Raw genomic sequence first — 17760 nt, forward strand, 5'->3', positions numbered from 1 at the left:
GATTGTAATTATGAAAGTTGTCAAAAGGTAGCTTGGGCAGCCATAATTGATCTAAGTCGTAAAAAACATAAAGTAGCGGTTAAAAAGTATCATTAATCGTTCAATATGTTATTATCCGCACGATATATTTACGAAATGTTACTTTTTTACGGAGTTTGTAATGGAACTTGGTCTTATTATTGCTTTCATCGTCGCTTCTGCAGTGATGGTTAAGAAAGAAATGGCAGACAAATAATTTCACTTTTATACCTTTTTGATACATTTTTTAGTGAAATAAATAAAAGCCAGCGTTTACGCTGGCTTTTTTACGTTAATTACCTAAGAAAACTTAGAACTGATAGTTAGCTGAGATACCGTAGTTACGCTCAGCTTGTGTGTTTTCTTTGTAAAGTGCATCATCACCACGGATATCATTCCAACGGTAGTATTCTTTATCCGTTAGGTTAAAAATACCGCCACGAATGGTTAAGTTAGCAACTGGTTTGTAATACGCAGTCCAATCAAGAACAGTTGCGCTTGGAAGTTCCACTTGACCTGTGTTACCACCATTATCATCATCATTGTTGATGTCTGAGCCTGACTTACTTGCGGTGTAATTGATCTTAAAGCTTGTACCCCATTTTGAGCTAGGCGCATCAAAGTTTAAACCAAGAACAGCATTTAATGGGTTTACACTATTTAATGCATAGCCATTTCCATCTTCACCTTCAGTATATGCTGCAACAAAATGCGTTGAGATTCCTTCAGGAGCACCAACTAATTCGTCCCACATTAGTTTATTTGAGAACTCAATACCTTTGATAGTGGCAGAATCTAAGTTCACATTTGAGTAATGGGTTGTTCCGCCTACTTTCTTGGTCACTACCGTTTCGATGAAGTCATCATAATCACTGTAGTAAGCTGCGACTTCTGTCGATGAGGCGCTAGTGTTGTGTCTGTAACCTAGCTCGAAAGAAATACTCTTTTCAGACTTAAGGTCTGGATTTGGGTCGTTTACATAACCATGTGCAGGATTATCATAGGTGTAATACAGTTCATCAAAAGATGGTGCACGGAATCCTTGGCTGATTTGACCAAATACAGTACCAGTTTCAGTTACTTTATAAGTAGAACCCAAACGACCAGTTACCGCTGAGTCTGAAAACTTAGTTAACTCATCACCAGTATTATTACCAGGATCGGTTTCAAAATGATCGAAGCGAATACCCGGTGTTAGTACCAATTTATCATTGTTTAAAGTGATTTCGTCTTGTAAAAATAAGCCAAACTTTTGTTCTTTAGCATCTGGAGTATAGACATACAATTTATCATCTGTAGCTGGGTCAGAGTTGTATTCCATATTTGTATTGCTGATATCACTCTTGGTGTATGTCACACCATACACAAGGTAGTGGTTATCAATTTCTTTATCTAACTGACTTTCAATTTCAAGTTTGTCTTCAGTATAGATATAGTTTTTGGTTTGCATATTATCGTTATTTGCAGGAACCCAAGGTGGCATACCTGGACCTGCAGGCTTGAATCGATTAGTTACACCATTTTCTTCTTTACTGATGTAAGACACTTTGCTCGTAATCGTATCGGCAATTGCAGCGTCGGCAAACCAAATGTGTTTAATAGCGAATCGATTCTGTTCTGTATCGTCTTCACCTGTGTAAGTTGTGTAACTAGAGTGGTGAATATCAGAATCTGATGTATCTTTAATCAGTTCAGCTAAAAACTCAATTCGATGATCATCATTTAATTGGTATTGTAGTTTTACTAACAAATTATCAGCAGAAGTCTCTTGTCCTTCTAAGCCATAGTTTTCTAGGTCACTAGGGTTTCTGAAATTTTGCGTCTCTTCACCGTCTCGGCGTGTATAAGCTATCAGAGTTTCAAGCTCTCCAAATCGGTTTGCTAGAGCGACATGTTCGCTAAATGATTTATCTTCAGAAGAGTAGGAGAGTTTGACTTGACCGCCTACGTCTTTACCACCTTTAAGAAAGTCGGCTGGATCTTTTGTTTCAAATGCAACAACACCACCAATAGCGTCACTACCATGTAAACTTGATGCAGCACCTTTGATAATCTCTACACTTTTAAGCATATCAGGGTCAATTGTGATGCCGCTTGAATTAATGAAGCTATATGGACCGCCATCGAATGAGCCTGGCTGCGCAGAACCATCAACCAGTATTTTTACACGTTTACCTTCCATTCCTCGAATGTTGATAGTTTGTGCACCTTGACGTGAGCTTGAGTTCATTGTCACGCCAGGTGTGTATTCAAATACTTCGTTGACATCTTTTGCCATGCTTTCCTGAATGGCTTGTTCATTGATCACTGTTACAGATGCGGCAGTATTTTGGATCGTCTGATTAGTTCGTGTTGAAGATACTACTACTTCATCAAATAGGGCATAATCTTCAGCTTGTACTGAAGTTGTTGTAAGAGCTATTACAATTGAGGCTGAGAGTAGGGAGTGCTTATACATCTAATAATTACCTTAGTTCCATAGTCTATTATTTTGAGCTGGTCGAATAGTATTGGATCTAAATGATAATTACTATTGTTTGCATTTAAGTTTACTAATAGCTTACACAGTTAACAATGATTAAATTTTGTTAATTCATTGTTTTTTAAGATAAAATCAAGGATTAGATTTTTATCTACATTTACTGTTAATGTGATGTAAATCACGATATATCGTACTGGAGAAATAATGCAGAGTCCTATTACATTAGAAGCCTTACATATTCTAGACGCTATAGATCGGAGAGGCAGCTTCGCAGCCGCTGCTAATGAACTTGATCGCGCACCTTCTTCATTGAGCTATCAGATTCAAAAATTAGAGCAAGATTTAGACATCATGATCTTTGATCGCTCTGGGCATAAAGCAAATTTTACTGAGGCTGGGGTTCTTATTTTAGAGCAGGGTAGAGTGATTTTGAGTGCAACTCAGCAATTGGTGAACGACGCGACTGTATTAGCTAATGGCTGGGAGCTGGATATTACCATTGCTTTTGATGGACTCATCCCAATTGATAACTTTTTCTCTCTAGTCGATGAGTTGGGGAAAGTAAGTAAAACACGAGTACGTTTACAGGAAGAAATACTCGCTGGCTGCTGGGAATCACTCGCAGAGGGCAGAGCCGACCTTCTTGTTTGCCCGAAACCTGAAACTCTGCCTAATGATGTTAAAAGTGACAAAATTGGCTATATTGAACTAGTGTGGGTGGCAGCTAGTGATCATTATGTTCACAACAGGTCTGGTGATTTCGATCAAGCAGCAAGGGAAAGTTACAGGGTTATTGCTATTGCCGATACAGCAAGAGAACAACCCGCATTAAGTGTGAATATTTTGGAAAAACAACCCAGACTAACGGTCACGAGTATCAAATCAAAAGTTGAAGCGCTGAGTGCTGGACTAGGCATTGGAACATTACCAATAGTGATTGCAAAGCCATTGATTGAGTCCGGGCAATTAAAACAAATCGCAGGAACTGAACCGCACGGAATCGATATTGTTCTAGCATGGCGTCGCAATAAAATTGGAGATGCAAAATCATGGTGCATTCAACACATCAAAAAAACATGGTCACTCGTTTAATTTAAGCACCATGTCGGCGGTACCATCTTCAAAGCTAACTTCTAGCTCGAACCCTAACTTTTGAGCTAGAGTGAGCATGCCTCTATTCGACGGCATTGTCATTCCAGACATCTGTACAGTGTTTTTGGAACGGCAGTAATCAATAACTTTCGTCATAAGAATACGACCTAAGCCAATACCTTTTAGATCGGAGCGGATCAAAATAGCAAATTCAGCGTCGGTATTATCATGGTTAATTAACGCTCTAGAAACCCCAATAATAACGTGTTCATTATCGATTTCCTTCAATACAACAAATGCGATTTCTCTATCAAAATCTATTTGCGTTAAATTCGCTAAAGCTTCGTGGTTAAGTTCTCCGATATCACTAAAGAAGCGTTTGTATAAATCTTCTTTTGATACCTTATTAATAAAGTCGGCGTGTAAGGGTTCATCTTCAGGAAGAATAGGGCGTAATAGAATCTCAGAACCGTCTTTAAGTGTGATGACTTCTTCGAGTTCTACAGGGTAAGGTCGAATCGCTAACCTTTCTTGCGCGTCACCAGCGTATTGGGTGAGTGTGATATCGGCATCAAGAATAGTAAATTTGTCACCATTAGCGAGTAGTGGATGAATATCCAGCTCACTAATTTCAGGACAATCTACAACCATCTGCGATATTCGTACAAGAAGTTCAGACAAGCCTTTAATATCAATTGGATGAGGAAGTTTCTGTAATCGAATTTTTCCACTTTTGATTGCCCGTATAATCAAGTAACGAGCTAGCGTCATATTTAAAGGAGGAAACGCAGCGGCGGCATCGATAGACTCATCCCATTCAGAGCCTCCTTGACCAAGTAAAATAATAGGGCCAAAAGTTGCGTCTGTAGTGACTTTTATTCTTAGTTCTTGTCCACCCGCTAACTTAGCCATTCCTTGAATAAGCAAACCATGAATATTTGCGGTCGGGTATGAAAGTTGAGAGCGATCTAATATAGCTTGCGATGCATTAGCCACTTCCTGGCTATTACGCAAATTCAGCATTACACCTTGAACATCTGACTTATGCGCAATATCGGGAGAGCGTAACTTAACCGCTACAGGGTAACCGATGTTTTCCGCAATATGTACGGCTTCACTTGGATCAGAAGCTATCCATGTAGGCAAAACATCAAGGTCAAAACTTTTGAACAAATGACTATTTTGATGAGTATCAAGATGGACTGTATTTATATCCAGTAGTCGTTGTTTTATCCATAATTTAGCATCTTCTAAATCTTCTATGTGCACTTTTTCAGCTGTAGTCGGTGTTTCCATTAACTGTCTTTGGTTTCGCCTGTACTCCACTAAGTGCATGAAGGCGACAACTGAACTTTCTGGTGTTCTGTAGGTAGGGATACCAGCTTCAGTGAATAATTTCCTCGCAGGTTTTGCAGTCAATTCACCAGACCAGTTGGTTAATATATTAAATCGCTTATGTCTAGGATGAGCCCTGATAGCTTCAATAATCTTCTGTGCTGTTTCTGTTGAGTGAGCGATGGCGGATGGACTATGCATAATGAGTATTGCATCGGCTTCGTCACCATCTAAAAGCGCATTGATAGTATCTATATATCGTTTTTGACTGGCATCACCGACAATATCGATAGGATTGTTATGAGACCAACTGTCTGGCAGGAATCCATTAAGTTTTTGAAATGTGCTATCGGAAAGATCTGCAAGTTTACCGCCACGCTCGAAAAGCGTGTCTACTGCCATAATAGCGGGGCCACCGCCATTAGTAACAATTGCGAGCCTTTCACCTCTTAGTGGTACTGAATGCGTTAATGTCTCAACTGCTGCAAATAGTTCATGCATGTTGTTTACACGCAACATGCCACTTCGGCGTATTGCTGAATCATAAATGATATCAAGTGTATCCGTACCACCAGTGTGAGCCTTTGCTGCCGCTCTCCCTCGTGGTGTTTTTCCACCTTTTAATACCAATATTCTACGATTTCGAGAGGCAGCTCTAGCAGCAGAGATAAAACGCCTTGCATCTTTTATGGTATCTACGTAAAGCAGAATAGCTTCAGTATGGGAATCGGTACTCAAGTAATCAAGCAACTCAGAAAAGCCAATATCGCTGCTATTACCAATTGAAATAAAGGCAGAAAACCCAATTTCTTTATCATTAGCCCAGTCAAGAACCGTTGTACAAACAGCCGCAGACTGAGAAACAAAAGCTATTTTACCTGGAAGGGCACTAATTGGTGAAAACGACGCATTTAAGTTCAACCAAGGTAAAATTATACCTAAGCTATTTGGCCCAAGAATCCTTATATTATGCTTCTTAGCGATACTAAGGCATTGTTCATCAAGAGATTCACCGTTATCACCTTCCTTGTACATTTCTGATGAAAGTACAATCGCAGCCGAGATGCCTTTTTCTGCTAATTCTTTGAAGATCTGAACATTACGTGACGCATTGGTACACACCACTGCGAGTTCTGGAATAATGGGAAGAGAGGATATGCTTTTATAAGCCAGAACACCTGCAACAGATTCATACCTTGGGGTAACAGGCATTATTGCGCCTGCAAAGTCACCATGGAGCAGATTATTCATGACAATAAATCCAGCTCTGTTTGCTTTTTGAGAAGCGCCGATTACGGCAATTGAACGCGGTTTTAGTAAAGAGTCTAAATGGTTCATAAGCATTCCCTAACCGTAATAATTTCAAAGAAATATGATTAAGTATCGTAGCGTATATACAATGTACGAAGTGATAAAGATTTCGACAAATTGATGATAGAGCGTACATACATAATAAAGTTTGTGAAATAGGTCACCCAGTAATGGTGTATAATGATAAAGTTAACTTGATTCCATCCCGTGCTATGGGCATGATTTATAGTAATTTATTATTAAGGACGTTGAGCATTCCATGAAAAAATTTGCAATTGCGATTTTGCCACTGCTCTTGGCTGCATGTGCATCTGAGAATTACATAACAGATGTAACTTCTGAAAGTTATAAAGAAGAATATAAGACAGCGACAATGCAAGCACCTGTCGTGTCCAAGTCTAATGAAATGGGTGCGGGTGTTACTGAAGAGAGCGTAGAAGTAAATGTAGTAAGACTTTCTCCTGCTGAAGATAAGAAAGTGGTGAAACTAAGCCCTGAATCACCATCTGCAAAAATTGTCCCTCCAACGAAAAAGCAAGTTAAGATGAACCAACGTTTTGGTTACACGGTTCAAGTTGTAGCCGTTGGTAGCCAAGCCAAGGTGGATACTTTCGTCAATATGCTGCCTCAAACATCTCAACCAATTTGGGAAAACTATAAAGTAGTGAATGGAACTAAGTGGTTCAGTGTTTTATACGGTGACTACGCAACAAAGCTTGATGCTAAAAAAGCCATTTCTACATTGCCTCAAAGTTTCCAAAATTTAAAACCTTTCGTTAAAAGTATCGACGATATAAAAAATTCAGATTATCCAACACTTAATAAACTGAATTAGCACTAAATGATAATATGAAAAGGAGCTTCGGCTCCTTTTTTGATGAATACTTAATCACTTGTTTATCGTAAGTGTAAATTAGTTTGCAAAACACTGTACCTATGTTTTCAATTGTTTATCATGATCAAAATGCACTCCTAGTTTCAAGGAACGAATTCCCCCATGAACAAAACTAAAATCCTCTTACTATGTGGTGGAGGCTCTTCTGAACATGAAGTCTCTCTTGTGTCAGCTAAATATCTGTTTGAACAGCTAAATTCGGTTCAGGACTTTGAAGTCATAAAAGTAGAAATAAAACCTGAAGGCTGGTGTTTAGAAACGGGTGAAGTCGTATATTTAGATATCAATGATCAATCGTTATGTAGCGCTGTCAGTAAACAAAGTATCGATTTCATTGTTCCTTGCATTCATGGGTTTCCAGGTGAAACGGGTGACATACAATCTCTGTTTGAATTAGCAAAAATTCCTTATCTAGGTTGTGGTTCTGAAGCAAGTAACAACAGTTTTAACAAAATTACATCGAAACTATGGTATGACGCTATCGGCATTCCCAATACGCCATATTTATTCCTTTCTGAAAATGATAAAGAATCGCATGACAATGCGTCCAAAGCGTTCAAAGAATGGAAGAAAGTTTTTGTTAAAGCCGCACGCCAAGGATCTTCAATTGGCTGCTATCAAGTGACTGACATTGAAAGTTTAGACTCATCTATAGATCAAGCTTTTGGTTATTCTGAACAAGTTCTTATCGAAAAAGCAGTTATTCCACGTGAGCTTGAAGTTGCAGCTTATGAATTTGATGGCGAGTTGTATCTAAGTAAACCTGGTGAAGTAATTGCGCCCAATGGTGCATTTTATTCGTATGAAGAGAAATACAGTTCTGATAGCCATTCAACAACTAAAATTGAAGCAGATGAGCTATCTGAAGAACAACTATCACTTATTGAAAGCAGTGCAAGGAAAGTCTTTAAGCAAATGAAGCTGAGACATCTCTCACGTATAGACTTTTTCTTAACAGAAGATAATGAGATTTATCTGAACGAAGTTAATACCTTCCCTGGAATGACCCCAATTTCAATGTTTCCCAAGATGGTAGAACATAATGGGCATCAATTTTCTAAATTCTTAGAAAATTGTGTAAGAACGAGCTTAGCTAATTCTTAAAAATTTAATGCTTTTGTCAAATGCCTTTGTAATTTACGAAGGTTATTGATGTATTAGTACCAGGGTGTCAATGATTTAAACTTCAGCATTTCTTTATCAGCAATGCCTTTTGCTCCGATATATTGCAATGGCATTGCTGGGCTTAACCAGCGACCGAAATCCTGAATATCTCGTATGTTCATACCTTGATTTGATAGTTCTTGAGCAGCACCAACTCTTATAGAATGACCCGAAAATGAGTAATCTTTTGGTAAGTGTAATAAATCACCAGCTTTTTTTAGTATTCTGAATATTGAAGAGTCATCAAGGTAATTTTCACTAACATTTCCATGACGGTCAATAGAGCGAAATAAGGGAACTTCATCAACAGTATTAGAAGCCATTAACCATCGCTTCAAGAAGAGTGACGCCTCATCAGATAATTGATAAGTGTTACCACTAACAGTTATCTTTATCGAATTTTCACCTTCGAACTGTAAGTCTGAATACTTAAGGGCTTTAAGTTCTGAGCGTTTAAGCGCGCATTCAAACATAACATTGTACAACGCTAAATTTCTTACTTGATAAAGTACATCAGATTTTGATAACAAAGTTTTTAACTGAATTAAATGTTCATGGGTGAATGCTACTGTTTGTTTTGCGTCACCAGCCATTTTTGCTTGTAGACTTAATATAGTGAACCGAACTTGCCGGTGTGGTATTGGGTTGGCAAAGCCTAATATGGTATGCAACATACTCAATGTTGCAGTGTAACGTTTTAGGGATGCAAATTTTCTTCTTTGTGATTCTACTTCAAGGAAGCGTCGGATTGCAGTAACCGAAGCTGGCAGTGCCTTGATATGGTGAGATTGACAAAAGGTTATGTAGTGATTCCAATCAGAATAGATTCCAAGTATCGAGTTTTTGGAATATTCATGATTTGTAATGGAATCTATCAGATCTATTGTAGGTTGCGTCTCCAGTAATTGGACAATTGTTTTAATTTCGGAAGCGTCTGTAAATACTGGTATTTTTTTTCGCAATTTAAAGCCTTTAAATTAATATTTTTGACATATTATGCTTGATATCAACAGAAGTGCAATTATGATTAATGCAGTGAAACCTAAAAGATGATTCATAAATATGGCTAATTCTATTTATCGTGGAGTACATCTGCTTTCAACAGATGCAAAGAATACAGTATGGCAAGCAAAGCTTAAAACGCGCGTCATTCAAGGTAATTTGACCGCTGTAAAAAAGAGCATTGATTGGTGGCTAGACACAGCATCAATTATTGAACCTAAAGAATTCTCAGCTCTAAATAAAGAAAGACCAGGGGCTAACCAAGCCGAAACCTTTAATGGGTACCAAATCAAAAATGATACCGGTGATCCAAATGCCTGGTATTGTATGTTTAATGGTAAACTGATCAAGGGCGCTAAACCTGCAATTCAAAGGCATATTGAAGCCTATTTAGTCGCTAAACAAAAAGCACAGCAACAAAAGAAGTAAAATTATGAGCTTAGTATATTCCACCGATGTTGGTCGTATTACACCTGAAGAACAAAAGGTTGAGCGACCTAAAGGTGATGGTATTGTAAGAATCCAAAAAGAAACTAAAGGCCGCAAAGGCAAAGGCGTTTCTGTTGTAACAGGTCTTGACCTAGATGATGCTCCACTTAAACTTATGGCTGCTGAACTTAAAAAGGTATGTGGCTGTGGAGGCTCAGTTAAAGATGGGAACATCGAAATACAAGGTGACGCTAGAGATAAAATTAAAGCTCACTTAGAGAAGAAAGGCTTTAAAGTAAAATTTTCTGGTGGTTAAATTTCTGTTCTAATACTAGAGATAAAATCGAAGATTATTATTGATAGATATTAGGTATTTTATGGTAAATAGGCATTACTGTTAAATAGCGTGATATTGAGCTTATACATAACAGAAATAGAGTAATAGGGAGCAGGTAGAGAATAGCTCCCTATATTAAAACCAAATCAATTTAACAATTCTGGGTTTCAACGGTGTTCATGAATGAAGATGCACCAAAAATAGCGTTAAGCAATTGTTGCCTATATGTTTTATTGTTCAAGCCAAAACTTTTCCAACTCATGAATCTCGATTTACTTCATGAACTGTCAATTCTCCGCTCAAATTTCGCTCAACTTCAGTTTCTAGGTTCATGAACCTTTTTCTTACAAATAGAATTTGGGGCTTGTGAGCCGTTGCAGAACAAAAATTAGTAACTATAAATTGTTGCAAATATAAACAGCTACAGCATCACTTCAATCTCTGCCAAGCTCAGATCTTCAGTATCCTTGCTCAGTTTTACCCAATGACTAACTTTTTACCTAACATATTGATATGACACTGTATGTCTAGTGTCTTTGGATGGTATTATGTTTAATATTGAACTTAAACCTAAGCGTTCGATTACAAGGAAGAACGAGGGTGGTAAAGATACATATGTTTCAGTCAGGCTAGGGTATTATGACAACCGACAATAAAATTGAAAGAGATAGCAAGGGCATAAATAAAGAACTCTACAAAAGAGTCGAAGAACAGATAAAACCAATGAAAGAAGAAAGAAAGAAAGCAGGGGATGCCTACCGAAAACAACTTAAGTACCGAAATAGATACTTTAAAATCACGGGATGGTATAGCTTTATCATGCAGATTTTGGCTTGGTTCTGTGCCGAGGGAGTCATGCAGACCATTGTTGGTTCGAATGAAACTGTGTATTACAGCCTGTTCTTAATTTGCGTTATTATCGTATCTTGGCATGATAATGCAATGAGAGGCTCTAACCCGCTTAATATCTTTGCCGCATGGCCTGCAAGATGGGCTAACGTTCCATGCCACATGCTTATCTGCCCTAGCTTTATTAACGCATACCTGTTTGGTGTGTATCTATATGCTAACTTAGGCATGAATGTAGAATTCGTGCTTGGAGCAGCGCTTGCATCATTTGTTGTATTTCTTTACTTGCTTGCACCAATTTTTAAGATCTGCGAAAAATACGCAGGGCATGAGTTCAAATCTGACTTTGATGACACTTTCGTGAACATTGCAATCATCCCATTCCAAGTTTTTCTTGCGAAGATGTTCGTGGTGGATGTTTTGACAGGATACAGTTACTTCCCTTACATTGATGTTTTATATTGGTTGCCTTACGGAGAGCCTGCAAGCATCTTGGATGGCTATTACGAAATGATTGGTAATTAATCTGATTGGGTCCTAATCCTGTAAGACAAAATGAATTGAGTCTGGCGCTAGTTGATTTGCTGTAATTAGGCATTATCGCTAGCGCTTTTTTGCGCACCAATAAGTCCAAATTGCGCAGGACATTTTAATGTGGGAGAACGAGGATTGAGAAATGAACACGAGCAAAACGGAGAGGATATGGAAATCAAGCCCCTGACCACGCTTGTTATTTAACATAAGATAGATAATACGCACTAAAGTATGGTTTAACAACAAGATACTGGCTAAGAAATTAAATGAGAAATCAAAGTACTAGGACTTGTTGCTATTCCGATTAACGGTACTTATTAATGATCTCTTGGTCAAGACTAATGCCTTGAGCATTCTTTTGAGACTTGATTATATCGAGACCTTTTTGAAATTTTTCTACTATTTCTAGGTCTATGTTCTTGTTAAACGCGTAATACAATTTGCCTTCAGTTAAGACGTATACTGGTTCAAAAACATCTGACTCTATTCCAGCTTGTGTTGCCCACCAATACGCTGCTTTCTCATCGTATGCGAGTAAGTCGATACGACCTTTCACAAGCTGCTCTGCGAGGGTTGTAACTGAAGTGGCTTCCTGCATAGAAAAACTTGGGATACCAATTTGTAACAATGATTGCTCACCAATATCGTCACGTATCACTCCAATTTTGTATTTACTTATGTCCATAGGATCGTTGATAAGAATCTTGTCGTGCTTTCTAGCAAGAATGACAACTTTTATTTTAGTTATAGGTCCAACCCAGTGAAATAGATTTTCACGGTGTTCAGTACGTGTCGTTGAAAACAAAACTGCATCATCGAGGTTAAGCGAATTTCGATATGAACGAGGCCAAGGTAAGATAGAGATTTTTGAAACGTCAATCTCCTCACCAACAGCTTCACCAGCTGCTACTAATATTTCTACCGCGTAACCTGAAATTTTACCGTTATCTTCAAAGTTAGCAGGCGGATAATTTTCAGTGAAAAATGAAAGGTTTTGCAAATCGTCTGATAGAACAGGCAGGGATAGTAGATAATTCAAAACGATTACAATAAATAATGGACGAGGAAAACAAAGAAAACGACGCATACCAACTTCCATTTAAAGTTTATGTTACTTATAAACTAGTAGAATAAAAACTGGCTGTCTAACGCGGTGACCGCAATAATATAAGGAAATAAATCACACATTAGAAATGTGTAAACCCTTCTGTTCAATTTAGATCTATAGAAATGAAGTACATGCTCTATAAGTCTATATAAAACATCTCCATTTAAACGCTCCCCATATCTATTTTAGAGTATTACCAACATAGAAAGTTACGGGGTGACTAATCTAAACACTTAATTACTTTTGCCAATTCAAGCCATGAGAAGAGAAAGATTCTCACTCAAAACAAGAGCTCCTATCAATCTTTCCATCTAAAAAATCACAGAACTTTCGACATAAAATTAAGTGTCAATTTATTTGACTCCATGTCGGGGTTACCGATCTTCTTGTAATTTTATTACACACGCGCTGAGGGTTACACCCTGAGCGGTATATTATTCTGCACTAAATCATTGTTTCCAGGCTGATTCTTTTGATTATTATGGGTGGATTGGGTTCTTTAACATGTGATAGTTACATTAGTATTTTATGCTAAATCTGTTTTTATCAACTTATAGTGCACTAGCTTTCGGCGGCTCTAGGAATGTAGGTATCTTGGTGTGACATCGACGTCGATGGATATTCTGAGATGTATGTTTATAAAAAAAGCCGACAAGATGAACTTGTCGGCTTTAGTATTGAAATTTCACGGAACTAGTGTTCGGTAACCAGTTAGAGCAATAATTTGCTAAACAGCTCCCCTACTCTTTTTCGTTCATTTCTTTTCTGATTTCTTCTGCAACGATTTTAATTGCTTGAGCAGTGCTGATCCCTTGAGTCATTAACTCCTGAATTTTTTCAACTGCTGCTTGTTGTTCTGCGTGAGAAAGTGTTGGTAAGTCGTTTAGCATGTTCGGCTCCAAATAAGAGAAGCCGAACTATATAAGGAGAGTTAGTAACTAGCAAGGAAATTGATAGAAGCACCCATTGCATTTTCATTAGTGTAATTAGCGCTAATATCTAATTGGAATAAGTTCAGTGGAGATATTCCCACACCTGCTGTAATCGTACCTTCAGAATCTGAGTATGCTAAGTTTTGGTAGTAACCACCTCTTAGTTTAAGTTGGCGCATTAAGTCGATTTCAGTACCAATGCGTATCATTTGCTCATTATCATCAAAAGAGCTAAATTTCTCTGCTTCATTTAAATCATAATCCACACTTATTGTGAAGTAATCTGAAACAATCCCAGCACCTACGGTATAAACCGGTCCCATGCTGTATGAGTGTTGCGCGGTCACTGTTGTCGTCGTTGTGTCTGTTGCAGTGAGTGTTTTTTCTACATATTTAGTATCTATATCACGGCTAACCAAGTTAGTCGCTGCAAAACCGACTCTGAATGGTCCAAAGAACCACAAAGCACCAGCGTCCATATTAAATTGTGTATCAGCTGAGTCGTTTTCTCTTACATCTGATAAGTCGTAGTCATTTACAGATGCAATATAGTTATATGTATAAATCCTTTGAAGCTTTGGAGATATACCAAATGAAATGTGTTGCCCCATAAAAGTTTGATACTTAGCAAGTGAGATACCTACCTCTGTGACCCCGATAGATACCGCTTTTATTGCTGTAAGTTCTGCATTGGTTAAAGCCGTTCCGGAAGCGGTATACACTTCGGGAGTGACAAATGACTCAGTGTACGCTTTGCCAAATGCATTAGCGGCAATAAATTGATTAGGGATCGCAAAAGCAACAACACCACCAATTTCTAGTTTTAACTTATCTCCATTCAAGTCATTTAAGGCGCTTGTAATATCGGTAGGAGAAGACGCCCCTAACACAGAGTCGATATCATCAACCAGTGAGTCAGGGTCATTATAAGAAATACCAAAACTAGGCGTAATCATACCTACATCATCATTTCGACGATAAATTGCAGTTAGTGCGGGATTATAGAAAGGAGCGGTTAAAAAATTAGCAGAAACAACACCAACGCCCCCCATTGCATCTCCTCTTGCTTCGATAGCATAATTGGCGGCGCTTAGCGGGAGGCTAGCTAATGAAATAGATGCTGCGAGTAGTTTTATTGTTTTATTCATGCTGATAATTCTTTGTTATATCCCTAACATTGTTAACGGCATAATTTTAAATTACTTTAACTCTTCACTACCAGAAATATCGAATGTTTTACTAATAGTTTGAGTTTGTTCAATAGCAATATCACCTTGCCAACGGGAATGAACCATTGAGACAGCCAAAACATATCTGTCATTAGAAATGTTTCCGCCCTCTAATGTTGTTGGGTAATCAGATTCGTAGCTTTTCCCCCAAACTTCTTCATATTGACCATTGATATAATCGAAGAGGCCAACATCTAAGCGTGGTAATGGGCAGTAAGGGTTTAGTAATTCTTTTTTGTCAATTAGCCATGTGTCTTTAGATGCCCAACGAACCTGTTGTTTCAACCTCACTTCTCCAAGGATTATCCAAGAGCTCCAAGTTTTCTTATTTTGGGAGGTTACGGTTAGCCGGTATAACCCTGAATCCAGGGGTGAATTTAAGTTGTATCGTTTTCTATAGCTATGGTTTGCTGGCGAAGATTCTTTAGAACTTTGTTTATAGAATAAACTGTCACTTGAAATGGGTTTATCAACCCATTTACTTAGCTCGATGTTTTCAATAATGCTTTCAACTTCCGCGTCAACGACCAAACGGAAACTGTCTCTACCAGGGCTTTGAATTGCAAGCCGTTTAACGGCAAGTGAGCCTATCCAGCTTGGTAATACAGGTTTAGAAAGGCTTTTTCCACAATCTCGGTCTAGCGCTTGAGTGAAAAGTTCATTTAGATGATCTTCTTTCACTTGTTTAGGATTGTTTTGCCAAACTTCAACAAGTGACTCAAACATCCCTGGAAGATCGTCATCCAATAGATGCTTGTGCACTTGAGTAAGCGTATCATTATTATCAAACCAATCCGAAGCTTGCGCAGAATTGCACAAGCTAGTAAGTAAGATAATTGATAGAGCTGGAATTCTCATTAGATTTTCATCTTGTAGCCAACACCACGCAAAGTTTCAATCTCTAACCCTGGTAATTTTTGTCTTAATTGTAAAACGTGTGTATCTACTGTTCTTGTCGTTGGGAAGTGATTATATCCCCAAACATGGTCAAGCAATTCATCTCTTGTAAATACTCTACCGAGGTTACTAGCTAAGAACAGAAGTAAATCAAACTCAGTTCTCGTTAAAGTAATTGCTTGTTCATTAAAGAAGACTTCACGAGTAGCTTTATCTATCACTAAATTTTGAGCAAACACTTTTGTGGAGTCTTGCTCTTCAGAATCAGGGGATCTTAGCTGTGCTCTTATTCTTGCAAACAATTCTGCTTCAGCAAATGGTTTCGTTAAATAATCATTTGCTCCTGAATCCAGACCAGCCACTTTATCTTTGACAGTCACTAATGCTGTTAAAAGAATCACTGGGACATCTTTTATCTTTTTCCAACCAAGCAAGTGGTCGACAGAGTCTCCATCAGGAAGTTGTCTATCCAAAATGACAAGATCAGCTTGCTCCCAGTATCCTTCAACTTCAGAAATGGCTTCAGCATGCAAACATTCATATCCAGCTTGCTCTAAACTGACTAATAAACCATCAGCCAAGTTTTTATCGTCTTCAACGAGTAGCAGTGTCTGTTTCACAAGGTATCTCCAAAATAAATGTCGTTGGTGGGCCAATTAATGTCATTTTCCCTCCCATCTTGCCAACCATAGATTCAACTATAGTTAGCCCTAAGCCAAGTCCGCTTTTACTCACAAACGGCTTCTTTAACTGTTCCCAATCTTTCCGGGTCAAGTCTCCATTATCTATCACTCTAAATGTCAGACTTTTGTTAGAAGTTGTTACATCGACGGTGATTGGTGCAATACCGTACTTAACGGCATTGCGAATTAAATTATCGATACATGTTCCTAGCCAGTATATATTTACTTTAGCTGCAATATCAGCATTAATTTGCAGAGTGATGTCAGCTGAAAACTCTTCATCTAATTTATACTCAAGCCATTCATGTACGCTAGGTAACCATTCAGTTGCCAGTGGTTGATTATCCGATTGCAGATAATCCTTACTCGCTTCAGCAAGTTGACGAAGACGTCTTGTGTCTTCACACAGACGCCGAAATTCATCGTATACAGACTCAGGTAAATGTTCGAACTCTCTACGGAACCCCTCAACGGTAAGTGACAAACTTGCAATAGGAGTACGAAGCTCGTGAGTCAAAATTTGAAGTACCAGCATTCTACTTTTAAGTTCTTGTTTCTTACTATTCCAGCGGTAAAGAGCCCAACCGATAACAAGTAAAATGTTGGCAACCACAAGAACTAGCATTGATAGCTGTAAAAGTTCAGAGTGATCTTCTATTTCCCAGCATATGTTTCCTCTTTGGACAAAACAGCTTTGACCTTCTGCATGTAGACTGAAAGCAAGTCCAGATAGCTTAGCATTGTCTTTCCAAACGCTAGCGTCATATAGATAGTACTGATCTCCACGCTTAAGCCAAATTTCATCTAACTCCACAAACATGCTAGCGCCTGCGATCAATGCTGTAATAGCATCACTGTCCATATTTTTTAAGCGGCTTAACAATTCGTCGTTATCTGTGCTTTTTCGCTCTTGTATATGCATGAATTGCTTTAGAGATTCAAATTTTTCCGGGTACTTTTCTACATACCTTGCTGCGTATGAACCGCCACCAGGATGTATTAACCCGCTTCTGCTGAACCAGCGTACAGATAGTTTTGTTCCTTTACACAATGCTCGAGTAAAAACGAGTGGTTCTGTAATCAGAGGGCTTAAAGGTAGTTTTCCGCTGCAGGTCTTTGATAACTGATAAAGCCTTTGAATATCTTTAAGCGGATATTTAGCGGTTTGAGGGAGCATTGATGAAGGTGTAATGAGCTTGTTCGGGTAGTCCGATTGTAGAATACGTATATCGTATGAATCGATAGCAGCTTGGTGATCAAATAACTTGGTGAAATTATCTATGCGCTCAGGTAGTGAATCCGCAAATGAATTTGCAGAAATCAAGAAAGTCATGGCAATGAAGGATAAGATTGATTTTATAGTCACAAGCGATACGTAATTTCATTCTATTAAATCAAATATATAACAGAACACGATAAAGATAAATTGTTAACCCTCTAGCTACCACGGTTATGGTTTATAA

The 17760-nt window shown here is 38.3% G+C and carries 15 protein-coding genes; 6 read left to right on the forward strand and 9 right to left on the reverse strand.

Annotation, left to right across the window (positions count from 1 at the left end):
- Positions 1-328: 328 nt before the first annotated feature.
- Positions 329-2476 carry a TonB-dependent hemoglobin/transferrin/lactoferrin family receptor gene (locus tag L4C37_RS15295; protein ID WP_429769090.1) on the reverse strand — a complete coding sequence of 716 codons (2148 nt, stop codon included), beginning with the start codon at positions 2474-2476 and terminating at the stop codon, positions 329-331.
- 228 nt (positions 2477-2704) lie between these two features.
- On the opposite strand from L4C37_RS15295, the gene L4C37_RS15300 reads away from it, so the two are divergent.
- A complete protein-coding gene (locus L4C37_RS15300; protein ID WP_137374218.1) occupies positions 2705-3592 on the forward strand; it encodes a LysR family transcriptional regulator in 888 nt (295 codons plus the stop codon).
- Here the strand turns inward: L4C37_RS15300 and L4C37_RS15305 are convergent.
- Positions 3581-6265, reverse strand: a complete 2685-nt coding sequence (locus L4C37_RS15305; protein ID WP_429769091.1) for a bifunctional acetate--CoA ligase family protein/GNAT family N-acetyltransferase — start codon at positions 6263-6265, stop codon at positions 3581-3583. The genes L4C37_RS15300 and L4C37_RS15305 overlap by 12 nt on opposite strands.
- Before the next feature lie 232 nt (positions 6266-6497).
- Here L4C37_RS15305 and L4C37_RS15310 point away from each other — a divergent pair, with 232 nt between their 5' ends.
- Together L4C37_RS15310 and L4C37_RS15315 are read left to right on the forward strand one after the other, a co-directional pair.
- Entirely contained in the window at positions 6498-7073 is a 576-nt protein-coding gene (locus tag L4C37_RS15310; RefSeq protein ID WP_137374220.1) for an SPOR domain-containing protein, read from the forward strand.
- A gap of 162 nt (positions 7074-7235) precedes the next feature.
- Positions 7236-8237, forward strand: a complete 1002-nt coding sequence (locus L4C37_RS15315) for a D-alanine--D-alanine ligase (RefSeq protein WP_372265890.1) — start codon at positions 7236-7238, stop codon at positions 8235-8237.
- A gap of 53 nt (positions 8238-8290) precedes the next feature.
- On the opposite strand, the gene L4C37_RS15320 is transcribed toward L4C37_RS15315, so the two are convergent.
- Positions 8291-9259 (reverse strand): tyrosine-type recombinase/integrase, encoded by a 969-nt coding sequence (locus tag L4C37_RS15320; RefSeq protein WP_429769092.1) that lies wholly within the window; start codon positions 9257-9259, stop codon positions 8291-8293.
- Positions 9260-9359: 100 nt separating this feature from the next.
- Here L4C37_RS15320 and L4C37_RS15325 point away from each other — a divergent pair, with 100 nt between their 5' ends.
- The 3 genes from L4C37_RS15325 to L4C37_RS15335 all read left to right on the forward strand — a co-directional run bounded on the left by L4C37_RS15325 (position 9360) and on the right by L4C37_RS15335 (position 11439).
- Positions 9360-9728, forward strand: coding sequence for a DUF3319 domain-containing protein (locus L4C37_RS15325; RefSeq protein ID WP_137374223.1), 369 nt, complete (start codon positions 9360-9362; stop codon positions 9726-9728).
- Between the two features lie 4 nt (positions 9729-9732).
- Positions 9733-10044 (forward strand): stress response translation initiation inhibitor YciH, encoded by a 312-nt coding sequence (gene yciH / locus L4C37_RS15330; RefSeq protein WP_137374224.1) that lies wholly within the window; start codon positions 9733-9735, stop codon positions 10042-10044.
- A 660-nt stretch (positions 10045-10704) separates the two neighbouring features.
- Entirely contained in the window at positions 10705-11439 is a 735-nt protein-coding gene (locus L4C37_RS15335; protein ID WP_429769093.1) for a hypothetical protein, read from the forward strand.
- 313 nt (positions 11440-11752) lie between these two features.
- Here the strand turns inward: L4C37_RS15335 and L4C37_RS15340 are convergent, their stop codons facing one another.
- The 6 genes from L4C37_RS15340 to vxrA form a co-directional block, all read right to left on the reverse strand.
- On the reverse strand, positions 11753-12547 hold the full coding sequence (locus tag L4C37_RS15340; RefSeq protein ID WP_137374259.1) for a substrate-binding periplasmic protein: 795 nt from the start codon (positions 12545-12547) through the stop codon (positions 11753-11755).
- 749 nt (positions 12548-13296) lie between these two features.
- Positions 13297-13446 (reverse strand): YoaH family protein, encoded by a 150-nt coding sequence (locus L4C37_RS15345; RefSeq protein WP_137374260.1) that lies wholly within the window; start codon positions 13444-13446, stop codon positions 13297-13299.
- Positions 13447-13487: 41 nt separating this feature from the next.
- Positions 13488-14636, reverse strand: a complete 1149-nt coding sequence (locus L4C37_RS15350) for a conjugal transfer protein TraF (RefSeq protein ID WP_429769094.1) — start codon at positions 14634-14636, stop codon at positions 13488-13490.
- A 51-nt stretch (positions 14637-14687) separates the two neighbouring features.
- Entirely contained in the window at positions 14688-15575 is an 888-nt protein-coding gene (locus L4C37_RS15355) for a DUF2861 family protein (RefSeq protein ID WP_429769095.1), read from the reverse strand.
- Complete coding sequence (vxrB, locus tag L4C37_RS15360) at positions 15575-16234, reverse strand: response regulator transcription factor VxrB (protein ID WP_137374263.1); 660 nt, start codon at positions 16232-16234, stop codon at positions 15575-15577. Before vxrB ends, L4C37_RS15355 begins: the two co-directional genes overlap by 1 nt.
- Positions 16209-17630: a sensor histidine kinase VxrA gene (gene vxrA, locus L4C37_RS15365; RefSeq protein ID WP_137374375.1), complete on the reverse strand. Its 1422-nt coding sequence runs from the start codon at positions 17628-17630 to the stop codon at positions 16209-16211. Before vxrA ends, vxrB begins: the two co-directional genes overlap by 26 nt.
- Positions 17631-17760: the final 130 nt, after the last annotated feature.

The organism is Vibrio kagoshimensis (assembly GCF_050337535.1).
Taxonomy (GTDB): domain Bacteria; phylum Pseudomonadota; class Gammaproteobacteria; order Enterobacterales; family Vibrionaceae; genus Vibrio; species Vibrio gallaecicus.

Excerpts from the sequence above, each read along its gene's own strand:
- L4C37_RS15295 (WP_429769090.1), bottom strand. The coding sequence starts at position 2,476 with ATGTATAAGCACTCCCTACTCTCAGCCTCAATTGTAATAGCTCTTACA.
- L4C37_RS15300 (WP_137374218.1), top strand. The coding sequence starts at position 2,705 with ATGCAGAGTCCTATTACATTAGAAGCCTTACATATTCTAGACGCTATA.
- L4C37_RS15305 (WP_429769091.1), bottom strand. The coding sequence starts at position 6,265 with ATGAACCATTTAGACTCTTTACTAAAACCGCGTTCAATTGCCGTAATC.
- L4C37_RS15310 (WP_137374220.1), top strand. The coding sequence starts at position 6,498 with ATGAAAAAATTTGCAATTGCGATTTTGCCACTGCTCTTGGCTGCATGT.
- L4C37_RS15315 (WP_372265890.1), top strand. The coding sequence starts at position 7,236 with ATGAACAAAACTAAAATCCTCTTACTATGTGGTGGAGGCTCTTCTGAA.
- L4C37_RS15325 (WP_137374223.1), top strand. The coding sequence starts at position 9,360 with ATGGCTAATTCTATTTATCGTGGAGTACATCTGCTTTCAACAGATGCA.
- yciH (WP_137374224.1), top strand. The coding sequence starts at position 9,733 with ATGAGCTTAGTATATTCCACCGATGTTGGTCGTATTACACCTGAAGAA.
- L4C37_RS15335 (WP_429769093.1), top strand. The coding sequence starts at position 10,705 with ATGACAACCGACAATAAAATTGAAAGAGATAGCAAGGGCATAAATAAA.
- L4C37_RS15340 (WP_137374259.1), bottom strand. The coding sequence starts at position 12,547 with ATGGAAGTTGGTATGCGTCGTTTTCTTTGTTTTCCTCGTCCATTATTT.
- L4C37_RS15345 (WP_137374260.1), bottom strand. The coding sequence starts at position 13,446 with ATGCTAAACGACTTACCAACACTTTCTCACGCAGAACAACAAGCAGCA.
- L4C37_RS15350 (WP_429769094.1), bottom strand. The coding sequence starts at position 14,636 with ATGAATAAAACAATAAAACTACTCGCAGCATCTATTTCATTAGCTAGC.
- L4C37_RS15355 (WP_429769095.1), bottom strand. The coding sequence starts at position 15,575 with ATGAGAATTCCAGCTCTATCAATTATCTTACTTACTAGCTTGTGCAAT.
- vxrA (WP_137374375.1), bottom strand. The coding sequence starts at position 17,630 with ATGACTTTCTTGATTTCTGCAAATTCATTTGCGGATTCACTACCTGAG.